At 64.8% G+C, this 18,112-nt stretch carries 14 protein-coding genes; 4 read left to right on the forward strand and 10 right to left on the reverse strand.

Features of this window, described 5'->3' with window-relative positions; all coding sequences use genetic code 11:
• Positions 1 to 128 precede the first annotated feature (128 nt).
• From ACQR1B_RS01180 to ACQR1B_RS01210, 7 genes are all read right to left on the reverse strand, one after another.
• Positions 129 to 1,199, reverse strand: coding sequence for a branched-chain amino acid ABC transporter permease (locus ACQR1B_RS01180; RefSeq protein ID WP_434832680.1), 1,071 nt, complete (start codon positions 1,197 to 1,199; stop codon positions 129 to 131).
• A complete protein-coding gene (locus tag ACQR1B_RS01185; protein ID WP_434832679.1) occupies positions 1,196 to 2,206 on the reverse strand; it encodes a branched-chain amino acid ABC transporter permease in 1,011 nt (336 codons plus the stop codon). The genes ACQR1B_RS01180 and ACQR1B_RS01185 overlap by 4 nt, the downstream gene beginning before the upstream one ends.
• Complete coding sequence (locus tag ACQR1B_RS01190) at positions 2,203 to 2,925, reverse strand: ABC transporter ATP-binding protein (protein WP_434832678.1); 723 nt, start codon at positions 2,923 to 2,925, stop codon at positions 2,203 to 2,205. Before ACQR1B_RS01190 ends, ACQR1B_RS01185 begins: the two co-directional genes overlap by 4 nt.
• On the reverse strand, positions 2,922 to 3,686 hold the full coding sequence (locus ACQR1B_RS01195; RefSeq protein WP_434832677.1) for an ABC transporter ATP-binding protein: 765 nt from the start codon (positions 3,684 to 3,686) through the stop codon (positions 2,922 to 2,924). The genes ACQR1B_RS01190 and ACQR1B_RS01195 overlap by 4 nt, the downstream gene beginning before the upstream one ends.
• Positions 3,687 to 3,749: 63 nt before the next feature.
• A complete protein-coding gene (locus ACQR1B_RS01200; RefSeq protein ID WP_434832676.1) occupies positions 3,750 to 4,958 on the reverse strand; it encodes a substrate-binding domain-containing protein in 1,209 nt (402 codons plus the stop codon).
• 140 nt (positions 4,959 to 5,098) lie between these two features.
• Positions 5,099 to 6,877 (reverse strand): putative bifunctional diguanylate cyclase/phosphodiesterase, encoded by a 1,779-nt coding sequence (locus ACQR1B_RS01205; RefSeq protein ID WP_434832675.1) that lies wholly within the window; start codon positions 6,875 to 6,877, stop codon positions 5,099 to 5,101.
• Positions 6,878 to 7,066: 189 nt separating this feature from the next.
• Positions 7,067 to 8,035, reverse strand: a complete 969-nt coding sequence (locus tag ACQR1B_RS01210) for a sensor histidine kinase (RefSeq protein WP_434832674.1) — start codon at positions 8,033 to 8,035, stop codon at positions 7,067 to 7,069.
• Positions 8,036 to 8,192: 157 nt separating this feature from the next.
• Here ACQR1B_RS01210 and ACQR1B_RS01215 point away from each other — a divergent pair, with 157 nt between their 5' ends.
• Positions 8,193 to 9,035 carry an SDR family NAD(P)-dependent oxidoreductase gene (locus ACQR1B_RS01215; protein WP_434832673.1) on the forward strand — a complete coding sequence of 281 codons (843 nt, stop codon included), beginning with the start codon at positions 8,193 to 8,195 and terminating at the stop codon, positions 9,033 to 9,035.
• A 194-nt stretch (positions 9,036 to 9,229) separates the two neighbouring features.
• Here the strand turns inward: ACQR1B_RS01215 and ACQR1B_RS01220 are convergent, their stop codons facing one another.
• On the reverse strand, positions 9,230 to 10,606 hold the full coding sequence (locus ACQR1B_RS01220) for a cytochrome P450 (protein ID WP_434832672.1): 1,377 nt from the start codon (positions 10,604 to 10,606) through the stop codon (positions 9,230 to 9,232).
• Between the two features lie 936 nt (positions 10,607 to 11,542).
• Complete coding sequence (locus ACQR1B_RS01225) at positions 11,543 to 11,701, reverse strand: hypothetical protein (RefSeq protein WP_011923716.1); 159 nt, start codon at positions 11,699 to 11,701, stop codon at positions 11,543 to 11,545.
• Positions 11,702 to 12,386: 685 nt separating this feature from the next.
• On the opposite strand from ACQR1B_RS01225, the gene ACQR1B_RS01230 reads away from it, so the two are divergent.
• Positions 12,387 to 13,775: an aminotransferase class V-fold PLP-dependent enzyme gene (locus ACQR1B_RS01230; RefSeq protein ID WP_434832671.1), complete on the forward strand. Its 1,389-nt coding sequence runs from the start codon at positions 12,387 to 12,389 to the stop codon at positions 13,773 to 13,775.
• A 330-nt stretch (positions 13,776 to 14,105) separates the two neighbouring features.
• Complete coding sequence (locus ACQR1B_RS01235) at positions 14,106 to 14,516, forward strand: response regulator (protein WP_434832670.1); 411 nt, start codon at positions 14,106 to 14,108, stop codon at positions 14,514 to 14,516.
• A gap of 275 nt (positions 14,517 to 14,791) precedes the next feature.
• On the opposite strand, the gene ACQR1B_RS01240 is transcribed toward ACQR1B_RS01235, so the two are convergent.
• Complete coding sequence (locus ACQR1B_RS01240) at positions 14,792 to 16,030, reverse strand: LLM class flavin-dependent oxidoreductase (RefSeq protein WP_434832669.1); 1,239 nt, start codon at positions 16,028 to 16,030, stop codon at positions 14,792 to 14,794.
• A gap of 462 nt (positions 16,031 to 16,492) precedes the next feature.
• On the opposite strand from ACQR1B_RS01240, the gene ACQR1B_RS01245 reads away from it, so the two are divergent.
• Positions 16,493 to 18,034, forward strand: coding sequence for an extracellular catalytic domain type 1 short-chain-length polyhydroxyalkanoate depolymerase (locus tag ACQR1B_RS01245; RefSeq protein WP_434832668.1), 1,542 nt, complete (start codon positions 16,493 to 16,495; stop codon positions 18,032 to 18,034).
• Positions 18,035 to 18,112: the final 78 nt, after the last annotated feature.

Raw genomic sequence — 18,112 nt, forward strand, 5'->3', positions numbered from 1 at the left:
GGAAACGCGGTTATCCGTCGCTTAAGCGAATGACGAAATGTCGTCGAAAGCCGGAATGTCCGCACGGGAATACCGCGCCGTCCTGCCGTGGCGGCAGCTGCGCGGAGTCTCAGGGGGGTGACTGCAGCTCAGCGTGTCGTGCCCGGCCTGTTGCGCAGTCGGCCGACGACGCCGGTCGGGAAGAAATAGACGCTGGCGATGAAAAGCAGGCCGAGCCACAGCAGCCAGCGGTCGGGGTGCAGCAGGCCTGGCAGCAGCGGCAGCCCGGCATCGGCTGCGGCGGTCGAGGCGACGCTCATCAGGGCCTGCAGATAGTTCTGCGCCAGGATGAAGATCGACGCCCCGATAATCGCGCCGTAGATGGTGCCCATGCCGCCGATCACGACCATCAGCAGGATGTCCAGCATGATGGAAAATGAGAGCGAGGTGTCAGGCCCGGCATAGCGCAGCCACAGCGCGTTCAGCATGCCGGCACCGGCAGCGATCATGGCCGCGATGCAGTTGGCGTAGGTGAGATGGAACACGGTGCGATAGCCGAGCGCCTCGGCGCGGAAGCGGTTCTCGCGGATCGCCTGCAGCACGCGGCCGAACGGCGAGTTCACGACGCGCAGCAGAGCCAGGATCATCAGCGCGCAGGCCGACAGCACCAGGTAATAGGTCAGGATGCGGCCGTTGATGGGAAAGCCGAACCACTCCTTGCCGATGAACACCGTGCCGGGGCGCAGCAGTTCGGGCAGCTGGAAGCTGCGGCCGTCCTCGCCGCCGGTGAGCCAGGACAATTGCGAGGCCAGCACGAGGAAGGCCGAGGCGACGGCGAGCGTGATCATGGCAAAGAAGATCGCCTCGACCCGCAGCGAGAACAGGCCGATCGCCAGCGCCAGCAACAAGGCGAGCGGCAATCCCGCCGCAACCGCCACTGCGACCGACGTCCAGCTGGGGCCGAGGCCGTAGAGTGCGATGGCAATCGCGTAGGATCCGATGCCATAGAACATCGTATGCGCGAACGACACCGAGCCGGTGTAGCCGAGCAGCAGGTCATACGATGCCACCAGTGCGGCGAAGATGCAGATCTTGGCGGCGACGTTGAGCGCCTTGGCGCCAGGGAAGACGAAGGGTGTCGCCAGCAGCGCAAGGACGATGACGACGAGCAGGACGGACAACGCGCGGCTGCGGGGCGGATCGCCGGACAGGATCATCATCGGCTGGTCACCGCATAGAGGCCGCGCGGCCGCCACATCAGCACGGCGACCATCAACAGGATGTTGGAGACGAGGGCGAGCTTCGGCACCAGGAAGCCGCCATAATTGGCGACCATTGCGACCAGGATCGCGCCGACGAAGCAGCCGGTGATCGAGCCGAGCCCGCCGATGATCACGACGATGAAGACGAGCACGGTGAGCTCGTCGCCGATCGAGGCGTGGACCTGCTCGCGATAGAGCCCCCACATCACGCCGCCGAGCCCGGCCAGCGCCGATCCCGTCATGAACACGCCGAGGAACAGGCGGCGGATGCGATAGCCGAGCGCCTCGACCATCTCGCGATTCTCGACGCCGGCACGGATCAGCAGTCCGATCTTGGTGCGATTCAGCACCAGCTCGATGGCGACGAAGATCGCGAATCCCACCAGCATCGCCAACAGCCGGTATTTCGAGATCGCGACGTCGCCGATGATGAAGGAGCCGCGCAACGTGGTCGGCAGCGGCAGCGGAATGATCTGAGGCCCGAACAGCGCGTACAGCGTCTGCTCGGCCACGATCAGCCCGCCCGTCGTCATCAGGATCTGCTTCAGGTGCTGGCCATAGACCGGCAGCACCAGCACGCGTTCGACGACGAGTCCGAGCGCGCCGGTCACGCCCATCGACAGCAGCGCGGCCGGAACGAGCACCGCGAGATTGGTCAGCAGCGAATCGGCCTGCGCCCAGCTCGCCAGCGGCAGCAGCACCAGCGTCGCGACATAGGCGCCGACGGCGATGAAGGCGCCGTGGCCGAAATTGAGCACGTCCATCAGCCCGAACACCAGCGTCAGGCCCGAGGCCATGATGAAGATCATCATGCCCATCGCCAGGCTCGCGACCGTCAGCGTCACCCATGAGCTCGCCGAGCCGACCAGCGGGATCATGAGGAGCGCGAGCAAGACAGGAAGCAACAGCGGCGCGATATCGCGCTTCGGCTTCGGCAGCGCATCGGTTGCGGCGATTTCGCTCATTGATGGGTCTCCAGGCTGAGGCCCAGCAGGCGCTCCTGCAGCGGCACGTCGGCCGCGAGCACGGCCATCTCGCCGCGATGGACGATGGTGCCGTTGTCCATCACCAGCACCTGGTCGCCGAGTTCGCGCGCGGCATGGAAGTTCTGCTCGACCAAGAGGATGGTGGCGCCACGTCGCTTGATCTCCTTGAGGCATTCGATCAGCGACATTACGATCGCCGGCGCCAGGCCCTTGGTCGGCTCGTCGATCAGCAGTAGCTTGCGCGGCTCAACGATCGCGCGCGCGATCGACAGCATCTGCTTCTGCCCGCCGGACAGGCTGCCGGCGCGCGATAGCCAGAACTTCTTGAGGGCCGGGAAGAAGCCGAAGATCCAGGCGAGCTGGGCATCGTCGAGTGGCCCGTTGCGCGCCGCCAGCACCAGGTTCTCCTTTACGGTCAGGTCGGAGAACACCGCCATGCTCTCGGGCACGTAGCCGACGCCGCGCTGGGCGATGTCCGGCGTGGCCAGCTTTTCGATCGCCTCGCCGGCGAGCGAGATGGTGCCGGTCTTCGCCTGCCACAGCCCCATGATCGTGCGCAGGGTCGTGGTCTTGCCGGCGCCGTTGCGGCCGAGCAGCATCGTGGTCTGGCCCTCCGGCACCTCGAAGTCGACGCCCTGCAGGATGTGATAGCGGCCGATATCGGTCTCGACGCCGGCAAGTTTCAGCAGCGCGCTCATGCGGCGCTCCGCGGCGCCACGCCCAGATAGGCTTCCTGCACGATCGGCGAGGCGATGACCTCCGCGGGCGGGCCGTCGGCGACCAGCTGTCCGTTGTGAAGCACGATGATGCGGTCGGCCAGCGAGCGCACGACGTCCATCTTGTGTTCGACCAGCAGGATGATCCGGCTCTTGTCCTGTTTGAGCCTGCCGATCAGGTCGAGCACGACCGGCACCTCGTCGATGCTCATGCCGGCGGTCGGCTCGTCGAACATGAAGACCTTTGGCTCCAGCGCCATCATCAGCGCGACCTCGAGCTTGCGCTGGTCACCATGTGACAGCGTCGTCGCCGTGACGCTGCGCCGGCTGCCGAGCGCGACCTGGTCGAGGATCGCATCGGCGCGCGCTATCAGGTCGCGCCGCGCCATCCAAGGCCGGAAAAGGTCGTAATGCACGCCACTCTGCGCCTGGACGGCGAGGCGAACGTTCTCCTCGACACTGAGATTGGGAAACAGATTGGTGAGCTGGAAGGCGCGGCCTAAGCCCGCGCGCGTGCGCAAGGGGGCGGAGAGGCTGGTGATGTCCTTGCCGTCGAAGACGATGGAGCCGGACGACGCCCGCAACTGGCCGGAGATCAGGTTGAAATAGGTGGTCTTGCCGGCGCCGTTGGGGCCGACGATGGCGGTCAGCTCGCCCGGTCGGAAGCTGCAGCTGACGCGGTTGACCGCGACATGGCCGCCGAAGCGGATGGTGAGGTCGCGGGTTTCGAGAGTAAGAGACATATCGCCAGCATGACTTCCAAAGTGGACGTGCCCGGCGCGAGAGCCGGGCACGGATTCGATGGTCTAGCGCTTGTTGCGGATCGGGATGCTCATCTCTTCGATCTTGATCTCGCGCACCGGCTCGTTGACGGCCCAGGCGAGGTTCGGATCGACCTTGACCCGGAAGTGATACATGCTCTGCAGCGCCTGGTGATCTTCTTTCCGGAAGATCATCTTGCCCTTCGGCGTGTCGAACTCCATGCCCTCCATCGCCGCGATCAGTTTCTCGGTGTCGGTCGATTTGGCCTTGGTGACGGCGGCGACGACGGCCATCGCGGCCGAGAAGCCGCCGGCGGTGAACAGGTCGGGCGGCGCATTGAAGCGCTTCTGGTGCTCGGCCACCAGCCAGTCGTTCACGGGGTTCTTGGGAATGTCATAGTAGTAATAGGTGGCGCCTTCCATGCCGGGCAGCCGCTTGTAGGCCGCGAGCGCTGCCAGGATGTTGCCGCCGGTCGACAGCTCGATGCCGTAGCGCTTGGGGTCCATGTCCTGCAGCTTGCCTGGCGGATCGCCCGCACCGGCCCACAGAATCCAGATGATCTTCCGTCCGGGCTTGTCCTTGAGCGTATCGAACAGACGCTGGGCCACGGCCGTGAAGTCGGTCGTCGTGGTCGGCACATATTCCTCCGCGGCCAGCGTCGCGCCGGTCTTGGCCAGCGCCTCCTTGAAGGCGGCGACCCCGTCGCGGCCGAACGCGTAGTCCTGCGCCAGCGTGGCGACTGTGACGCCGGGCTTGCCGATCGCGACGGCGTTGGAGATCGCGTCCTGCGAGGAGTTGCGGCCGGTACGGAAGATGTAGCGGTTCCACTTTTCGCCGGTGATCTGGTCGGCGACCGCCGGCTCGACGATCAGGATCTTCTTGTTCTCCTCGGCGACCGGCAGGTCGGCGAGCGCCGCGGCCGAGGAGGTGGTGCCGATCGCGATGTCGGCACCGTCGTCCTGATAGGCCTCGGACAGTGCCGCCTTCGACAGATCGGGCTTGCCCTGGTCATCCTTGGTGATGATGACGATCTTGCGGCCGTCGATCGTGTTGGTGCCCTTGGTGGCGTATTCGAAACCGAGGCGCAGGCCGGCTTCGGTCTGCTTGGCGTAGGCCTCGAGCGGGCCGGTCTTGCCGTAGATGAGAGCGATTTTCAGATCGTCGGCCTGGGCGGCGGTGGCCAGCAGGGCGGCGGTCAGTGATGAAACGATACCTTTGAAAACAGAGCCTTTGAAAATATGCGACGTATTCACGAGCCTTCCTCCCAGCTACCGGCGGCTGTTGCCTGCAACTGATAGTGTGCAGGCTCGGGCCGGGTCAAGGCGCTTTCGGAGGCAGCCCGGGATCGGTCGGTCCTTGTGCTGACGAACGTGCTTTCTCGTCGTGACGAAGATCAGCGCCGATATCGGCTGCTGCGCGCGTAAGCCTGGCGATTTTCCTGCACCGCGCGACTGCCGAGGCTCATGCGCGCTTCGCTTGCAAGCGGCGCGGCGGGCTTCAGTTCCTCCAGGAAGATGGGGCGCGAGAAGTAGTAGCCCTGGGCGTAGCGGATCCTGGTCGCGGCCTGCAGATAGGCGAGCTCCTCGAACGATTCGATGCCCTCCGCGATCACGGTCATGCCGAGCGCTTCGCTGAGCGATTCGATCGCGCGCAGGATGCCCTGGCTGCGCGGCCGCTTGTGGATGTCGGTGATGAAGGAGCGGTCGATCTTGATCTCGTCGGCGGTGATGTCGGCGAGCGCCGACAGCGACGAATAGCCGATGCCGAAATCGTCGATCGAGATACCGACGCCGATGCCGCGCAGCAGCGGCACGATCTCGTCCTGGAAATGGCTGCGGGTCACGAACGCGTCCTCGGTGACCTCGACCATGAACCGCTCGGGAAAACCGGTCGCTTCGAGCGCGCGGGCAAAAGGCTGCATGAAATCCGGGTTCGACGCCTGCTTGGCCGCGACGTTGATGCTGATCGTCGCCCCGGGGCCGAACGTGTCGTTGATCAGGTCGATCGACTTGACGATCTCGCCCAGCACGAGATGCGCCAGCTCGTCGATCAGCCCGAGCTCGACCGCGAGATTGATGAAGGAGCCCGGCGCCTGGATCACGCCTTCATTGTCGCGCAGCCGCACCAGCGCCTCGATGCCCTTGATCTCCTCGGTGCGGATGTCGACCTTGGCCTGGAACGCGCAGCAGAAGCGCTTTTCGAGAATGGCGAGCCGCAGCGATTGCTCGACCTTCATGCGCGCCAGCGCCTCATGCTCCATCGTGCTGGAGAAGAAGGCCATCGCGCCCTTGCTGCTGTTCTTGACGCGGTACATCGCCAGATCGGCGTTCTGCCGCAGCACGTCGTAGTTCGCCCCGTGCTCCGGGAACAGGCTGACGCCGACCGAGGCGGAGGCGAACACCTCGGCGCCGTCGATGAAGAACGGCGCATTCAGGCGGTCCAGCATGGCTTGAAGGAATTCGGCGACCTCCTCGGTGCGCTCGATCGGATGCAGCAGCAGCAGGAATTCGTCGCCGCTGATGCGCGACAGCAGATCGGATTCGCGCAGGTCCCGGCTGATGCGCTTGGCGAACTCCACCAGCAGCGCGTCGCCGGTGGCGTGGCCGTAATAGTCGTTGATGTATTTGAAATTGTCGAGATCGAGGAAGGCCAGCGCAAAGCGTCCCTCGACCCGGCCGCGCCGGATCAGACGGTCGGCGCGATGCTCGACGACGCGGCGCATCGGCAGGCCGGTCAGTTCGTCGTAATAGGCGGCGCGAAACAGCTGGTCCTCGAACTCCTTCTGCTCGCTGATGTCGGCCGAGCTCGAAATCAGGACGTGGCGGTCGCCGATGCGAGCCGGGTGATGGGCGGTCAGCAGGGTCTGCGCCCCGCGCTCGCCGGCGACCTTTTCCTCGGCGATCACGGTCCGCCCCCGGCCGATGATCTCGGCGCAAGCCGTCCGCCTGACATCGAGATGCGGGGCCGAGACGCCGTCGACGCTGTTGGCGGCGGCGCCGAGCTGAAGTGCGGCGGTGTCGTTAACCAGCAGAAAGCGACCGTGCTCGTCCTGAACCGTGACGCCCGCCGGCAGCTGGCTGAGAACGCCTCGCAGAAAGCGCAGCTCGGCCTCGGTCGCGCCCAACCCGTCGTTCGTGTCGGGGGAAAAGTTGAATCGGTCGCTGCTGTACATGCGCCGATTGTGCAAAGTTCCCGCTTCATTTTAGTTAACCGCCACGTAGAAACACGGAATGCGCTCGCCGGTCGCGGAGAGAGCAGCGCTTCGTGCGCGGTGTCATTAACGGATTCTCAATCAGCTCCGAGACCCTGTCCACGCAGATGCGGCGAAAGTCGTAGGCCAGGACGGCGGTGCGCGGGCGATTCAGCTCGGCGGGACGCGACACTGCATGGTGCAGTGGATACCGGTCTCGAGAAACGCGGTCTCGGTCCTGCCGTCGAACGACGACAGGGCGGCGGCGAGCAGCTTGGTGCCGAAGCCGGGCTTGCCGGTCTGACCGATCGGCGGACCCTCGGCCTCGTCCCAGGTCAGCCTGAGGCGGTCGCCCTGCATCGTCCACGACACCTGGAGGAAGCCGCGCGGCGAGGCGAAGGCGCCGTATTTTCCGGCATTGGTGGCAAGCTCGTGAAAGATCAGCGCGAGGCTGACCGCGAGCTTGGCGGGCAGAAACAGCGGATCGCCATTGAGCTCGAAGCGGACATGGCCGTACGGCCCGAGCTCCGACATCAGCAGATCCTTCAGGTCGCAGCCCTGTCCCTCGGCGCGCGCGATCAGATCGTCGGCGGTCGCGAGCGCGCGGATGCGCTGGTCGATGCGGCTCCAGATCTGCGGCTGGTCGTGCAGCACCTGGTGCAGCACCGCGTGGATGGTCGAGGTCTTGTTCTTCAACCGGTGATGCAACTCGTCGACCAGCAGCTTGCGATACTGCTCCTCCTCGATCAGTCGCCTGGCGACCGCGCGCTGCTTGCCGGCAAGGCAACGATAGTGATCGACGCCCCAGATCACCAGCGCCGACACCGCGAGATACATCAGCATCAGCGTCAGCCGTGCCCCATCGACCGGGCCGCCGCCGAAGTCGATCATGAGGCCGAGTGCGGCGCCGAGGATCGCGGTGGCGAGCCCGATGGCCGATCCGCTCATCGCCGTCGCGAAGAACACTGCCGCCGTGTAGGGCGTGAAGAACACGTCCGGCCGGAGCTGCGCCATGCCGTAGCGGACCGCAGTGGTGACGAGCAGGCACATCGTCGCAAAGATGCAGCTCCACGCCAGCGATGGCTGCAGTTCGCCACGCCAGATCCGGTCGATGTCGTCGATGAGTCGCGTCATGGACATCCATGAGCCTCAATCGCGCAACGAAATTAAGGCCGACGTGGCGGTAATTTGTCCAGCAGATGGATGCAGCTTCGCTTGTGTTGGCATTCGCGGCACGGGATGATGGTTCCGTGTCAGGAACTGGCAGCGTGCAGACGAGCAAGGAGAGGATCAGGGGATGGGACGACTTGATGGCAAGGTGGCCGTGATCACCGGCGCGACCAGCGGGATCGGCTTGCGAACCGCGGAGATCTTCGTCGCCGAAGGCGCGACGGTGATTGCCGCGGGGCGCCGGGCTGCCGAGGGCGAAGCCCTTGCAAACCGGCTCGGCGCGAACTGCATATTCCACCGCACGGACGTCACCGTCGACGAGCAGATGCGCGCGCTGATCGATCTCGCTATCACGCGCTATGGTCGGCTCGACTGCCTGTTCAACAATGCCGGCGGCCCGGCGCAGACCGGCGGCATCGAAGGGCTCGATGCCGATCGTTTCGACCAGGCGATGGCGGTGCTGGTGCGCAGCGTGATGCTGGGGATGAAATATGCCGCGCCTCACATGAAGCGGCAGGGCGCCGGCAGCATCATCAATAACGGCTCGATCGCCGGGCGGCTGGCGGGCTATTCCACCTCGGTGGTGTACAGCACGGCGAAGGCGGCCGTGATCCATCTGACGAAATGCGTGGCGATGGAGCTCGGCGAATCCGGCGTGCGCGTCAACTCGATCTCGCCGGGGCTGATCGCCACCGGCATCTTCGGCAAGGCGCTGGGCCTGTCGACCGAGGCGGCCGAGAAGACGCCGGAGACGATCCGCAACGCCTACGCGACCGCGCAGCCGATTCCACGCGCAGGCCTGCCCGACGACATCGCCTATGCCGCAGTGTTCCTGGCCAGCGACGAGTCCGGCTTCATCAACGGCCACGACCTCGTCATCGACGGCGCCATCACCGGCGGTCGCAACTGGAGCCAGCAGCAGCAGGGCTATCAGGCGATGCGCAAGCTGCTCGGGGATGCGGTGGAGTAGGGGGCGGCGTCTTTCGGCATCAGCTGACGATCTACGAGGACTGCGACATTTGCCCGGATGTCTCCACGCCGTCATGGCCGGGCTTCGACCGCGCAGGCGGAACAAGCCCGGGCATGACAAGTAACTAATGATGAGTGCTCCTTGACGCGATGCGCTGGTCTCACGCAGATGGACCGCGCCAGCGTCATCTCCCATCACACCGCCTTCACCATCACCTTCAGCCCGTCGCGCGGCTTCGGGATCGGCCAGACCTGCCAGTCCGGCCGATAGCCGGGCGCGAACGAGACTTCGATGTTGCTGAGGAAGTGCCGCGCGAAACACTTCGCCTGCATGTAGGCGAAGTGTAAGCCGAGACACATGTGCGCGCCGCCGCCGAACGGCACCCAGGCGAAGCGGTGGCGGCCGCGCTGGGCCTCGTCGGTGAAGCGCATCGGATCGAACCGCTCGGGCTCGGGCCAGATCTCCGGCATGTGATGGGTGAACATCGGATTGATGCCGACGCCGGTGCCGGCCGGGATCGCATAGCCTTTGAAGGTGAAATCGCGGACCGGGCGGCGCGGCAGCGACGGCACCGGCGGCATCAGCCGCAGGGTCTCCTGGAACGCCATCTCGGTCAGCTTCATCTTCTCCAGATGCTCCGAGCTCATCGCCTGGTCCGGGGCGAGGCCGAGGCTCTCGACTTCCGCGCGCAGCCGCTGCTGCCATTCGGGATGCGCCGCGAGCTGGGCGACGAAGGAGGTCAGCGACGAGGTCAGCGTGTCGTGCGCCGCCATCATCAGGAAGCTCATGTGGTCGACGATGTCCTGCGTCGACAGCAGCGCGCCCTGATCGTCGGTGGCGCGGCACAGATGCGAGAACAGGTCGTCGCCGTCGCCCTTGGCGCGGCGCAGCGGAATCTGCACGGAGAAATAGGCGACGATGCGCTGGCGGCCTCTGACGCCGCGCGCCATCTGCGTGCCGGGCAAGGGCTTGCGGATCGGCGCCACGGCGGCGGCGACCATGTCGATGAAGGCGCGGTTGATGGCGTCGACCTCCGGGCCGATCTCGGTGCCCAGGAACGACGTCGCCGCGAGGTCGAGCGTGAGCTGCTTGATCTGCGGATAGAACAGCATCTCGCCCGGACGCTGCTTCCACTGCGCGATGCGCGCGGCGATGCCGCGATCGAGGCCTGCGAGATAGGACTTCATCGGCCCGGCCTTGAAGGCGACCGACAGCGCCTTGCGGTGCATCCGGTGCTCCTCGAAATCGAGCAGCATCAGGCCACGCGGGAATAACAGATTGAGGATGTGGCCCCAGCCATGCGCCGACGAGAACAGCTTGGCCTGGTCGAACAGCACCAGCTCGTTGGCTTCCGGTCCGAGCAGCACCACGTTGACGTCGCCGAACATGTGGCTGCGATAGACGTGGCCATATTTCTTCGCATTGCGCTCGACATGCCCTTTGGGATCGGCGAGCACCTCGAACGTCTTGCCGATGATGGGCCAGCCTTCGTCGCCGGGAATATGGGTCAGGGAATTGCGCCGGGGCGAGGTCAGTCTGATCGTGTCAGAGACCACTTGCTGCATCGACATCGCAGGGTTTCCTCTCGTCTGAACGCCGGTGTATCGCATCCGAATTCGCTTCGGTTCGCGGCGTGCCGCAGACACCGTGACCTGCATTGTTGGGTGGTTGCAGGCCTGATGCAATACGCTCCGGTGTCTCGTGTTCCGTCAATCGTGTTGCAGTGCAAATAATCGCGATCTCGCGGCGTGTTGCTGCGCCCGAGGGATGGAATATTCCGCCCTCTTCCAGATAGAGGGCACGGGGAATGCCGGGCGCTGGCCGCACCCATGGCCCGCCTGCGAAAAGAAATGCAGGCGGCAGGTACCACAGGTTCAGCCGAGGCATCCCGGCATTCCCCGCGCGATGGTTTTGACGGCTGCTTCGCGATCTCCCCGGTGCGCCGGGCTTGTTGGCCACCGTGTGCAACAACGCGCTCACGCACGTTGCGCAGGACACCAGCATCGGGGTGCCAGGACCACGCGACTTGACCGTGCGCATCGATGCCGTTCGTCGGCGTGAGGATCACCCCACGCTGCAACATCGACACGCCCACCGCATCCCGCCTCGACGTTCGTGACGACCGCGAAGCGCCCCTCTTGTGAAACGGGACGGCGACAGAAGATCATGATTTCGGTGAAAAAGAAATTGGATTATTTTTGCCGAGAGGACTGGACAGAGGTGATGTGATTGAGGCGCTTCGCGAAATGAGTTTTTCGGTGCGCGCGTTGAGCGGTGATCGACCCGTCGTCGGCAGGTCGGCGCGACGGAGTTTCGCAATCTCAAAGGCGTTCTATTGAAAGCGATTTGCCCGTCGGCCGGACAGTCCCGGCAGCTGTCGGCTGTCGCTGGCGAGCGACGCCGCGCTATCGGCGATCGCTTGCAGGGGGATCAGCGGGTCATCTGTCGGGCCGAGCAAGCCTCGCCGCAAGAAGCCGCCGCGCGTTCCGACGCGAACGCCCAGATCCTCAGCCGGCCGATTTGTTGATCTTTTTCACCTTGGCGTCGGTAGCCTCGATCGAGGCCGCCAGCTCCAGGATCGCCTTTGCCAGGAGGTCGGCGGCCTCCTTGGGATCCTGCGACCGTTCGGCGCGCAGCGCGTAGTTCTTGGCGGAGGAGAGTGACATTGGCGACCTTTCCCATGGAAAAGCCCGCCGGGTCGAGACGGCGGGCTGCCTGACGCATCACGCGCGCGAGCGGCTCTTGCAGGCCGTGTGCGATTAACCACGAGCATGGCAGGGCCGGGTTAAGAAAATCCTCGTGACGCGCGATCGCTGATGTCCGCCATGTGGCCGCCAGAGTGTCAAGGTGCGGAGATCGGACCGCGATCACATGCCGGCGAGTCGTCGACCGGCGTCCGCAGACGATCCTGGACGTTGCCGGCGATCGACCCGTGCTCTGCTTGCGTGACACGTCTGGATCTCGGATCATTTGGCATCCGTCATGAACGCCTTGAACTCGGCGGTGCTCATGCGAATCGGCGATGCTTCCATCAGCGCGTCCTCGGCCGCGCGCACGATGTCGGTGCCCCAAGGCGTCGATTTTTAGCGGCGCCATCTACCGATTGGTGACTATCTGGGCCAGCAACGCAAAAGTGTATTGTGGCTATAGGCATACTTATGCGAGATTGGCTTTCTTCACTGAGTTGGACCCACGTAGAGAACGCCGCGAGATCAACCTGACCGGCGGCGCCAACCACTCAGATCCGAAAGCCGGCCCTGGCAATCGCGCCACTTCGAATGGTCGCGCAGCGAGGCAACGCGCCTTCCGCGCATTCGACGTCCGCTCCCTCCCAGCGATGAGGAGAAGCCCATGTTCGACGCCGTCGACTACAGCTCCGCCCCGGCCGCCGAGACGGCCCTCCATGCCCTGTTCGATCCGGTCTGTGAGGCGGGGATCCTGACGAAGGATGAGCTGGCGCATCTCAGCGACGAGATCGAGCAGCTCCTGGAGGTCATCCGAAACCGCAACCGTCCGGTCGAGGAGTACTGGAACGCGTTCAGGGGGCAGTTCGGCTTCGCGCAGCAGACGGGCGAGCCATTCCCGATGAATGCCGCCAATCTGTGCCCGGAACCCACCGCGCTGCTCAATGCGGCGAACATGCTGCGGCTGCAATACAACGACAACGTCGCGCAGCAGACGCGAATGGCCAGGGGACTGCGCGTTCAACAATTGGAGCGGGCACGCGCGTTCATTGCCGCCGGACTAGGTGTCGGCCGCCCAGACGATGTCGCGCTGCTGCGCAATGCCAGCGAGGCCAACAACGCGGTCAATTGCGGTTATCGCGGATGGAGAGCGGGACAGCCGGCTGAGAACGTGGTGCTGTGGACGGAGAACCATCCGACCAACCTCGCAGCGTGGGAATTGCGGCGGCGAGGGGCGCCGTTCGAGATCAGGATGGTGAATTTTCAGTACGGCGAGAGCGATGACCAAATCGCTGATGCGTTCATCCGCAACATCGATGTCAACACCCGCTTCGTGTCCTACTCCGCGATCTCGAATGGAAAGGGTTTTCGCATTCCCGACAGGGTGATGAAGAGGATCTGGGATCACGCCGCTGGCTTTGACCATTGCCACGTTCATGTCGATGGCACGATGGTCTGGGGAGCTCGCCCGGTCAATCTCGAGCACGAGCCGCTTTGCCACAGCTTCGTATCGAGCTGTCACAAATGGTTCCTCGGCCCGAAGGAGACCGGCATCCTGTATATGCATCCGAGCAAGGTCCAGAACTTCACGCCGAGCATCTTCGCCTACGACTACAAGATCGAAATTCCGGAACAGCTTCCGAACACCGCGCTGCGCTTCGAATTGCTCGGCCAGCGCGACGACGTGAACATCATCACGCTGGCGTTGACGCAAATCGTGTGGCGGGAGCTGGCCCTGGGCGTGGGGTCCTACAATCCTTATCAGCGCGTCCAAGAGCTCGGCAATTACCTGGTCGACAAACTAACGGGCCGACAGCCGCCGGAGCGGCCCTGGGAGTTGCTCACGCCCGCATCGCCGGATCGACGATGGGGTATCGTCCGCGTCAGCGCTCCCCGCGGCAGCAAGCCGCCGCTCGAGCAATGGTTGTTCGACAACAAGATCGTCGGTGGCGGTGGCGCGGGCGATGAATTTCGACTTTGTCCGCACATCTACAACACCAGGGCGGATATCGACAGGGTCGTGGGCGAGATGGACGCGTGGCGCAACAGCCGCTGATCCCGGGCTCTCGAACCGACATCGTGTTTGGTTTCGATCTTGGCCGGATCGCTGCTGCGCATGTTCAGGACACATTCGGCGGTGCTTTCGAGAATCGGCGACAAGGGTGGATGAAGCACGATCTTCGCCGGTGTCGTCGATTGGCACCCGGCCATTCTCCAGGCGGAGACCCAGTCGCTGCCCGGACCATCGCGGGGCAATCGACGTCGTATTCCGTATAGAGATTGTAATCCGTGAATCTACGGACCCAAATCTTTACCTTGCGGCCATCGGCGCCAGCTAGCAACGTCCAGACCTGACGGCTGGCCAACGGGCAACGAGGGCAAGGGCATGAGCAATCAGTTGCTGGTGATCGAGGATGCCGAGGTTCATCTCTCGATCCTGCGCAAGATCGCCGTACAGTGCGGCTATGAGGCGACCTGCGTGGCCTCGGTCGAGGCCGCCTCCGAGGTGCTGCGCGAGCGGACGTTCGACTGCATCACGCTGGATCTGTCGCTCGGTGAGCGGTGCGGGGCCGACGTCCTGCTGCTGCTCAACGAGATGAAATCGCGCACCCCGGTGATCTTCATCAGCGGGGCCGAGGACGGCACACGCGAGGAGCACGTGCGGCTCGCGACCGTGCTGGGGCTCGTCGTCCATCCGCAATTCCAGAAGCCGGTCGACCTGCCGGCGCTGCGCGAGACTCTGAAGCAGATCGCGACGCTCGCCGACTGCGAGAGGCTGGTCGCGGCGGTGAGGTAGAGACGCCTCTCGGCGTCCAGCCGCGGATATACTGCGTTCGTAATCGATGCCCGCGATCTACGTTGCCGGCGCGGGCCTCATGGTTCGAGACGCGCCGCGTGCGGCGCTCCTCACCATGAGGGTTGAGATCTCGCTCCGACAACCGCCCTCGTCCTGAGGAGCCCGCCGGAGGCGGGCGTCTCGAAGGACGGTGGAAGGCGAGCTGTATGCTATGCGCATTTCAAGTGCGATTGGCCTGCGACCGATGGAAGCCGGCATAGTCCCGTATACTCAACTCATCCCCGCCGCTTCGCCGCCTCCTGCAGGTCCGGCGCATTCACCGCGGGAATCGCGATCCGTCCTGGTCCGGTCTGCGACAGCGCGGCGGCGGCCTTGTCGTTGTCCATGATCTTGGCCATCACGGCCTGGCCTGCGCGCTCGAAGATGGCGCGGTTCTCGATGACGAATTTCTGCGAGCGGCGCAGGCCGTCGATGTAGCCGTTGATCTCCGGCACGACGTAGCGCGCGACCATGTCCCAGCTGCGCCGCGTATTCTCCGGATTGGCCCAGTCGTGCACGAAGCCGATGATGTGGCCGACGCCGCCCGACACCTGAATCAGATTCTTGATCGTCTTGACGAGATCGTCGGGCGTGCCGATCGTCGATGCCGCGCCCTCGACGAAGGCGGTCTTGTCGACGGCTTCATCCGGAGATGAGAACGCCTGCAGGCCGGGACGCTGGAGCGTGCCGACGATATATTCGTTGTGCCAGCGCATCAGTCCGGCGCCGGCCTCGCGGCGCGCCTGCTCGCGCGTCTCGGCGATGTGCCAGGACAGCAGCACGCGCCAGTCGGCGCGGCTCACAGTGGTGCCGTGCTTCTTCGCCGCGTCCTCGGCGAACTCCCATTGCTGCGGCAAAGCCATCAGCCCCTGCGTCGACATCGAGCCGAGCGAGATGATGCCGATGCCGTATTTGCCCGCGAGCGTCATGCCGGACGGTGAGATCTGCGACGCCACCACGAACGGCATCTCCTCCTGCAGCGGCAGGATCTGCAGCGCCGCGTCGTTCATCGTGAACCAGTCGCTCTTTGCGGTCACGCGCTCGCCGTTGAACAGGCGGCGGATGATGGCGATCGCCTCGTCCTGGCGGTCGCGCTGCGTCATCGGATCGATGCCGAGCGTATGCGCATCGGAGGCGAGCGCGCCGGGGCCCGAGCCGAAGATGGCGCGGCCGCCGGTCATGTGGTCGAGCTGCACCATGCGCTGCGCGACGTTGTAGGGATGATGGTACGGGAGTGAGATCACGCCGGTGCCGAGCCTGATGCGCTTGGTGCGTTCGCCGGCGGCGGCGAGAAACATTTCGGGCGAGGCGATCGTCTCCCAGCCGCTCGAATGATGCTCGCCGCACCAGAACTCGTCATAACCGAGCTCGTCGAGCTGCGACACGAGATCGAGGTCGCGGCGGAATTGCAGCATCGGATGCTCGCCGATCGGATGATGCGGAGGGAGGAAGGCTCCGAATTTGAGTCGCGCCATTTTGTTTCTCGCAGCGGAATGTCGTTGTTGCTCGTCGATCAGGCTACGTGGCGCCTCGTTGCGAGGCAATCATGTTGGCGCCCATGTGACGGCAGTGCATGCCTGCCATTTGTTGTTTACTGATCGTCGATCGCTGCGCACAGTTCGAAGCGGATTGGTGCGATTCGCGACCGGATTGCGAAGGGCGTCATCCTGTCGTCATCGTTGCAGCGATCCGCATGAACAGATGTGTGGTCAATTTTGCTCACTTTCTCAGCGATGCCTGGCGTGTTCGGATCGCGTGTCGGTGAGCCCCGCGTGATGCGCCGCGATGGCGTGACATTTAAATCGCAGCAAGAACGAAATTCGCGATCAAATTGACGACGTTAGCGGCCCCGAATGCTTTTCTTTTGCACTGCAGCAACCATATGGGTGATGGTGGGATTGATCCTCGCCTGCCTGACCGTGACTGTGAAGACGTGAATGCCCAAGGAGCTGCCGTTGTCCCTCGCCGAAAATGTTGAGTATTTGCGACGGCTGCGCGAGCTGAACGGTATGAACGCATTCGCGGACTTCCATCGCGCCCCGCGTCCCGCGCCCGAATGTCCGCTGATCGAGGTCGAGAATTTCGGCAGCAATCCCGGCCGCCTGAAAATGTTCGCCCATGTGCCGGCGCAGCGTCAGCCGCTGCTGCCGCTCGTGGTCGTGCTGCATGGCTGCGGGCAGGGCGCCGCCGACTACGATCTCGGCGCCGGCTGGTCGACCCTCGCCAAGCATTTCGGCTTCGCGCTGCTGCTGCCGGAGCAGCAGCGAATCAACAATCCGCAGCGCTGCTTCAACTGGTTTCAGTCCGAGGACATCACGCGCGGCCAGGGCGAGGTTGCCTCGATCCGCGAGATGATCGCGCGCATGGTGGCCGACTACGCGATCGATCACAGGCGCATCTTCATCACCGGCCTGTCGGCGGGCGGCGCGATGACCATGGCGATGCTGGCGGCGCATCCGGAGCTGTTTGCCGCCGGCGCCGTCATCGCCGGCCTGCCGTTCGGTACGGCGCGCTCGATGCGCGATGCCATCATGCAGATGCGGATGCCGCCGGCGCGGCCCGCGGGCGAACTCGGCGATCTCGTGCGCCGCGCCTCGGCCCATCGCGGCAAATGGCCGAAACTGTCGGTGTGGCACGGTACTGCCGACTACACGGTGCATCCGGACAATGCGGGCGAGATCGTCAAGCAGTGGCTCGACCTGCATCATCTGCCGCTGGCGCCGATGGCGGCGGCCAACGTTGACGGCTATCCGCATGAGCAATGGTGGAATGCCGACGGCGAGACCGTCGTGGAGTCCTTCACCATCACCAACATGGCGCATGGCACGCCGCTCGGGATCGCGGCCAACGACAAGCGTTATGGCAAGGCCGGGCCGTTCCTGCTCGAGGCCGGCATCTCCTCATCCTATCACATCGCGAAATTCTTCGGCGTCACCGACTGGATTCGCCAGCCGAAGCCGGCCGTGACCTCGCCGAGCACGAAGCTGATCCCGGAGGTCTCGCCGATCTCGGCGCTTCCGGCCCTGACCCGGATGCTGCGGCGGCCGGAGCCGGCCGCAGAGGTCGCCGCCGCGCCGGAGCCGCCCGCCAGGGCAGCCAAGCCGGCGCAGGCGAGGCCCGCACGAGCAAAGCCGGTTCGGCCGATGCCGGTCGCGGCGCCGAACAAGCCGCCCAAGCCGGCGGCCGAGCCGCTCGCTTCCGCTCAGCCGGCGCCGGTCGTTTCGCGTGCAGCCGAGCCGAAACCGATCGAGCGTGCGCTGCTCGATCCGCAAATGGCCGCTGCAATATCGGTCGACACGCCGGTCGAGGTGAAGCGCCCGGTCGCGAAAGCGGTCGACATGACGCCGGCCGACACGCCCTTCACCGATGCGAAACCGGCGGCCGCGGCCCCTTCACCGCCGGCACCGAAGCCGCGCCGCCGCGTGATCGACGTCGCCGCCGTCATCGATCGCGCCCTGCATGCGGCCGGCCTGAAGTAGAACGTTGCCGCAGAGCGTGGCGGATCGGGCCGCGCGCCGCGATCTCCTTCACCTGTCCCCGTCGGGGAGAGGTGATCG

This window comes from Bradyrhizobium oligotrophicum, from assembly GCF_051168495.1.
GTDB classification, from domain to species: Bacteria; Pseudomonadota; Alphaproteobacteria; order Rhizobiales; family Xanthobacteraceae; genus Bradyrhizobium; species Bradyrhizobium oligotrophicum_A.

What these genes read in the sequence shown, in the direction of transcription:
- ACQR1B_RS01210 (WP_434832674.1), bottom strand. Translation starts at nt 8,035, where the DNA reads ATGTCCATGACGCGACTCATCGACGACATCGACCGGATCTGGCGTGGC.
- ACQR1B_RS01240 (WP_434832669.1), bottom strand. Translation starts at nt 16,030, where the DNA reads ATGGCGCGACTCAAATTCGGAGCCTTCCTCCCTCCGCATCATCCGATC.
- ACQR1B_RS01215 (WP_434832673.1), top strand. Translation starts at nt 8,193, where the DNA reads ATGGGACGACTTGATGGCAAGGTGGCCGTGATCACCGGCGCGACCAGC.
- ACQR1B_RS01190 (WP_434832678.1), bottom strand. Translation starts at nt 2,925, where the DNA reads ATGAGCGCGCTGCTGAAACTTGCCGGCGTCGAGACCGATATCGGCCGC.
- ACQR1B_RS01180 (WP_434832680.1), bottom strand. Translation starts at nt 1,199, where the DNA reads ATGATGATCCTGTCCGGCGATCCGCCCCGCAGCCGCGCGTTGTCCGTC.
- ACQR1B_RS01230 (WP_434832671.1), top strand. Translation starts at nt 12,387, where the DNA reads ATGTTCGACGCCGTCGACTACAGCTCCGCCCCGGCCGCCGAGACGGCC.
- ACQR1B_RS01185 (WP_434832679.1), bottom strand. Translation starts at nt 2,206, where the DNA reads ATGAGCGAAATCGCCGCAACCGATGCGCTGCCGAAGCCGAAGCGCGAT.
- ACQR1B_RS01225 (WP_011923716.1), bottom strand. Translation starts at nt 11,701, where the DNA reads ATGTCACTCTCCTCCGCCAAGAACTACGCGCTGCGCGCCGAACGGTCG.
- ACQR1B_RS01205 (WP_434832675.1), bottom strand. Translation starts at nt 6,877, where the DNA reads ATGTACAGCAGCGACCGATTCAACTTTTCCCCCGACACGAACGACGGG.
- ACQR1B_RS01235 (WP_434832670.1), top strand. Translation starts at nt 14,106, where the DNA reads ATGAGCAATCAGTTGCTGGTGATCGAGGATGCCGAGGTTCATCTCTCG.
- ACQR1B_RS01195 (WP_434832677.1), bottom strand. Translation starts at nt 3,686, where the DNA reads ATGTCTCTTACTCTCGAAACCCGCGACCTCACCATCCGCTTCGGCGGC.
- ACQR1B_RS01245 (WP_434832668.1), top strand. Translation starts at nt 16,493, where the DNA reads ATGCCCAAGGAGCTGCCGTTGTCCCTCGCCGAAAATGTTGAGTATTTG.
- ACQR1B_RS01220 (WP_434832672.1), bottom strand. Translation starts at nt 10,606, where the DNA reads ATGTCGATGCAGCAAGTGGTCTCTGACACGATCAGACTGACCTCGCCC.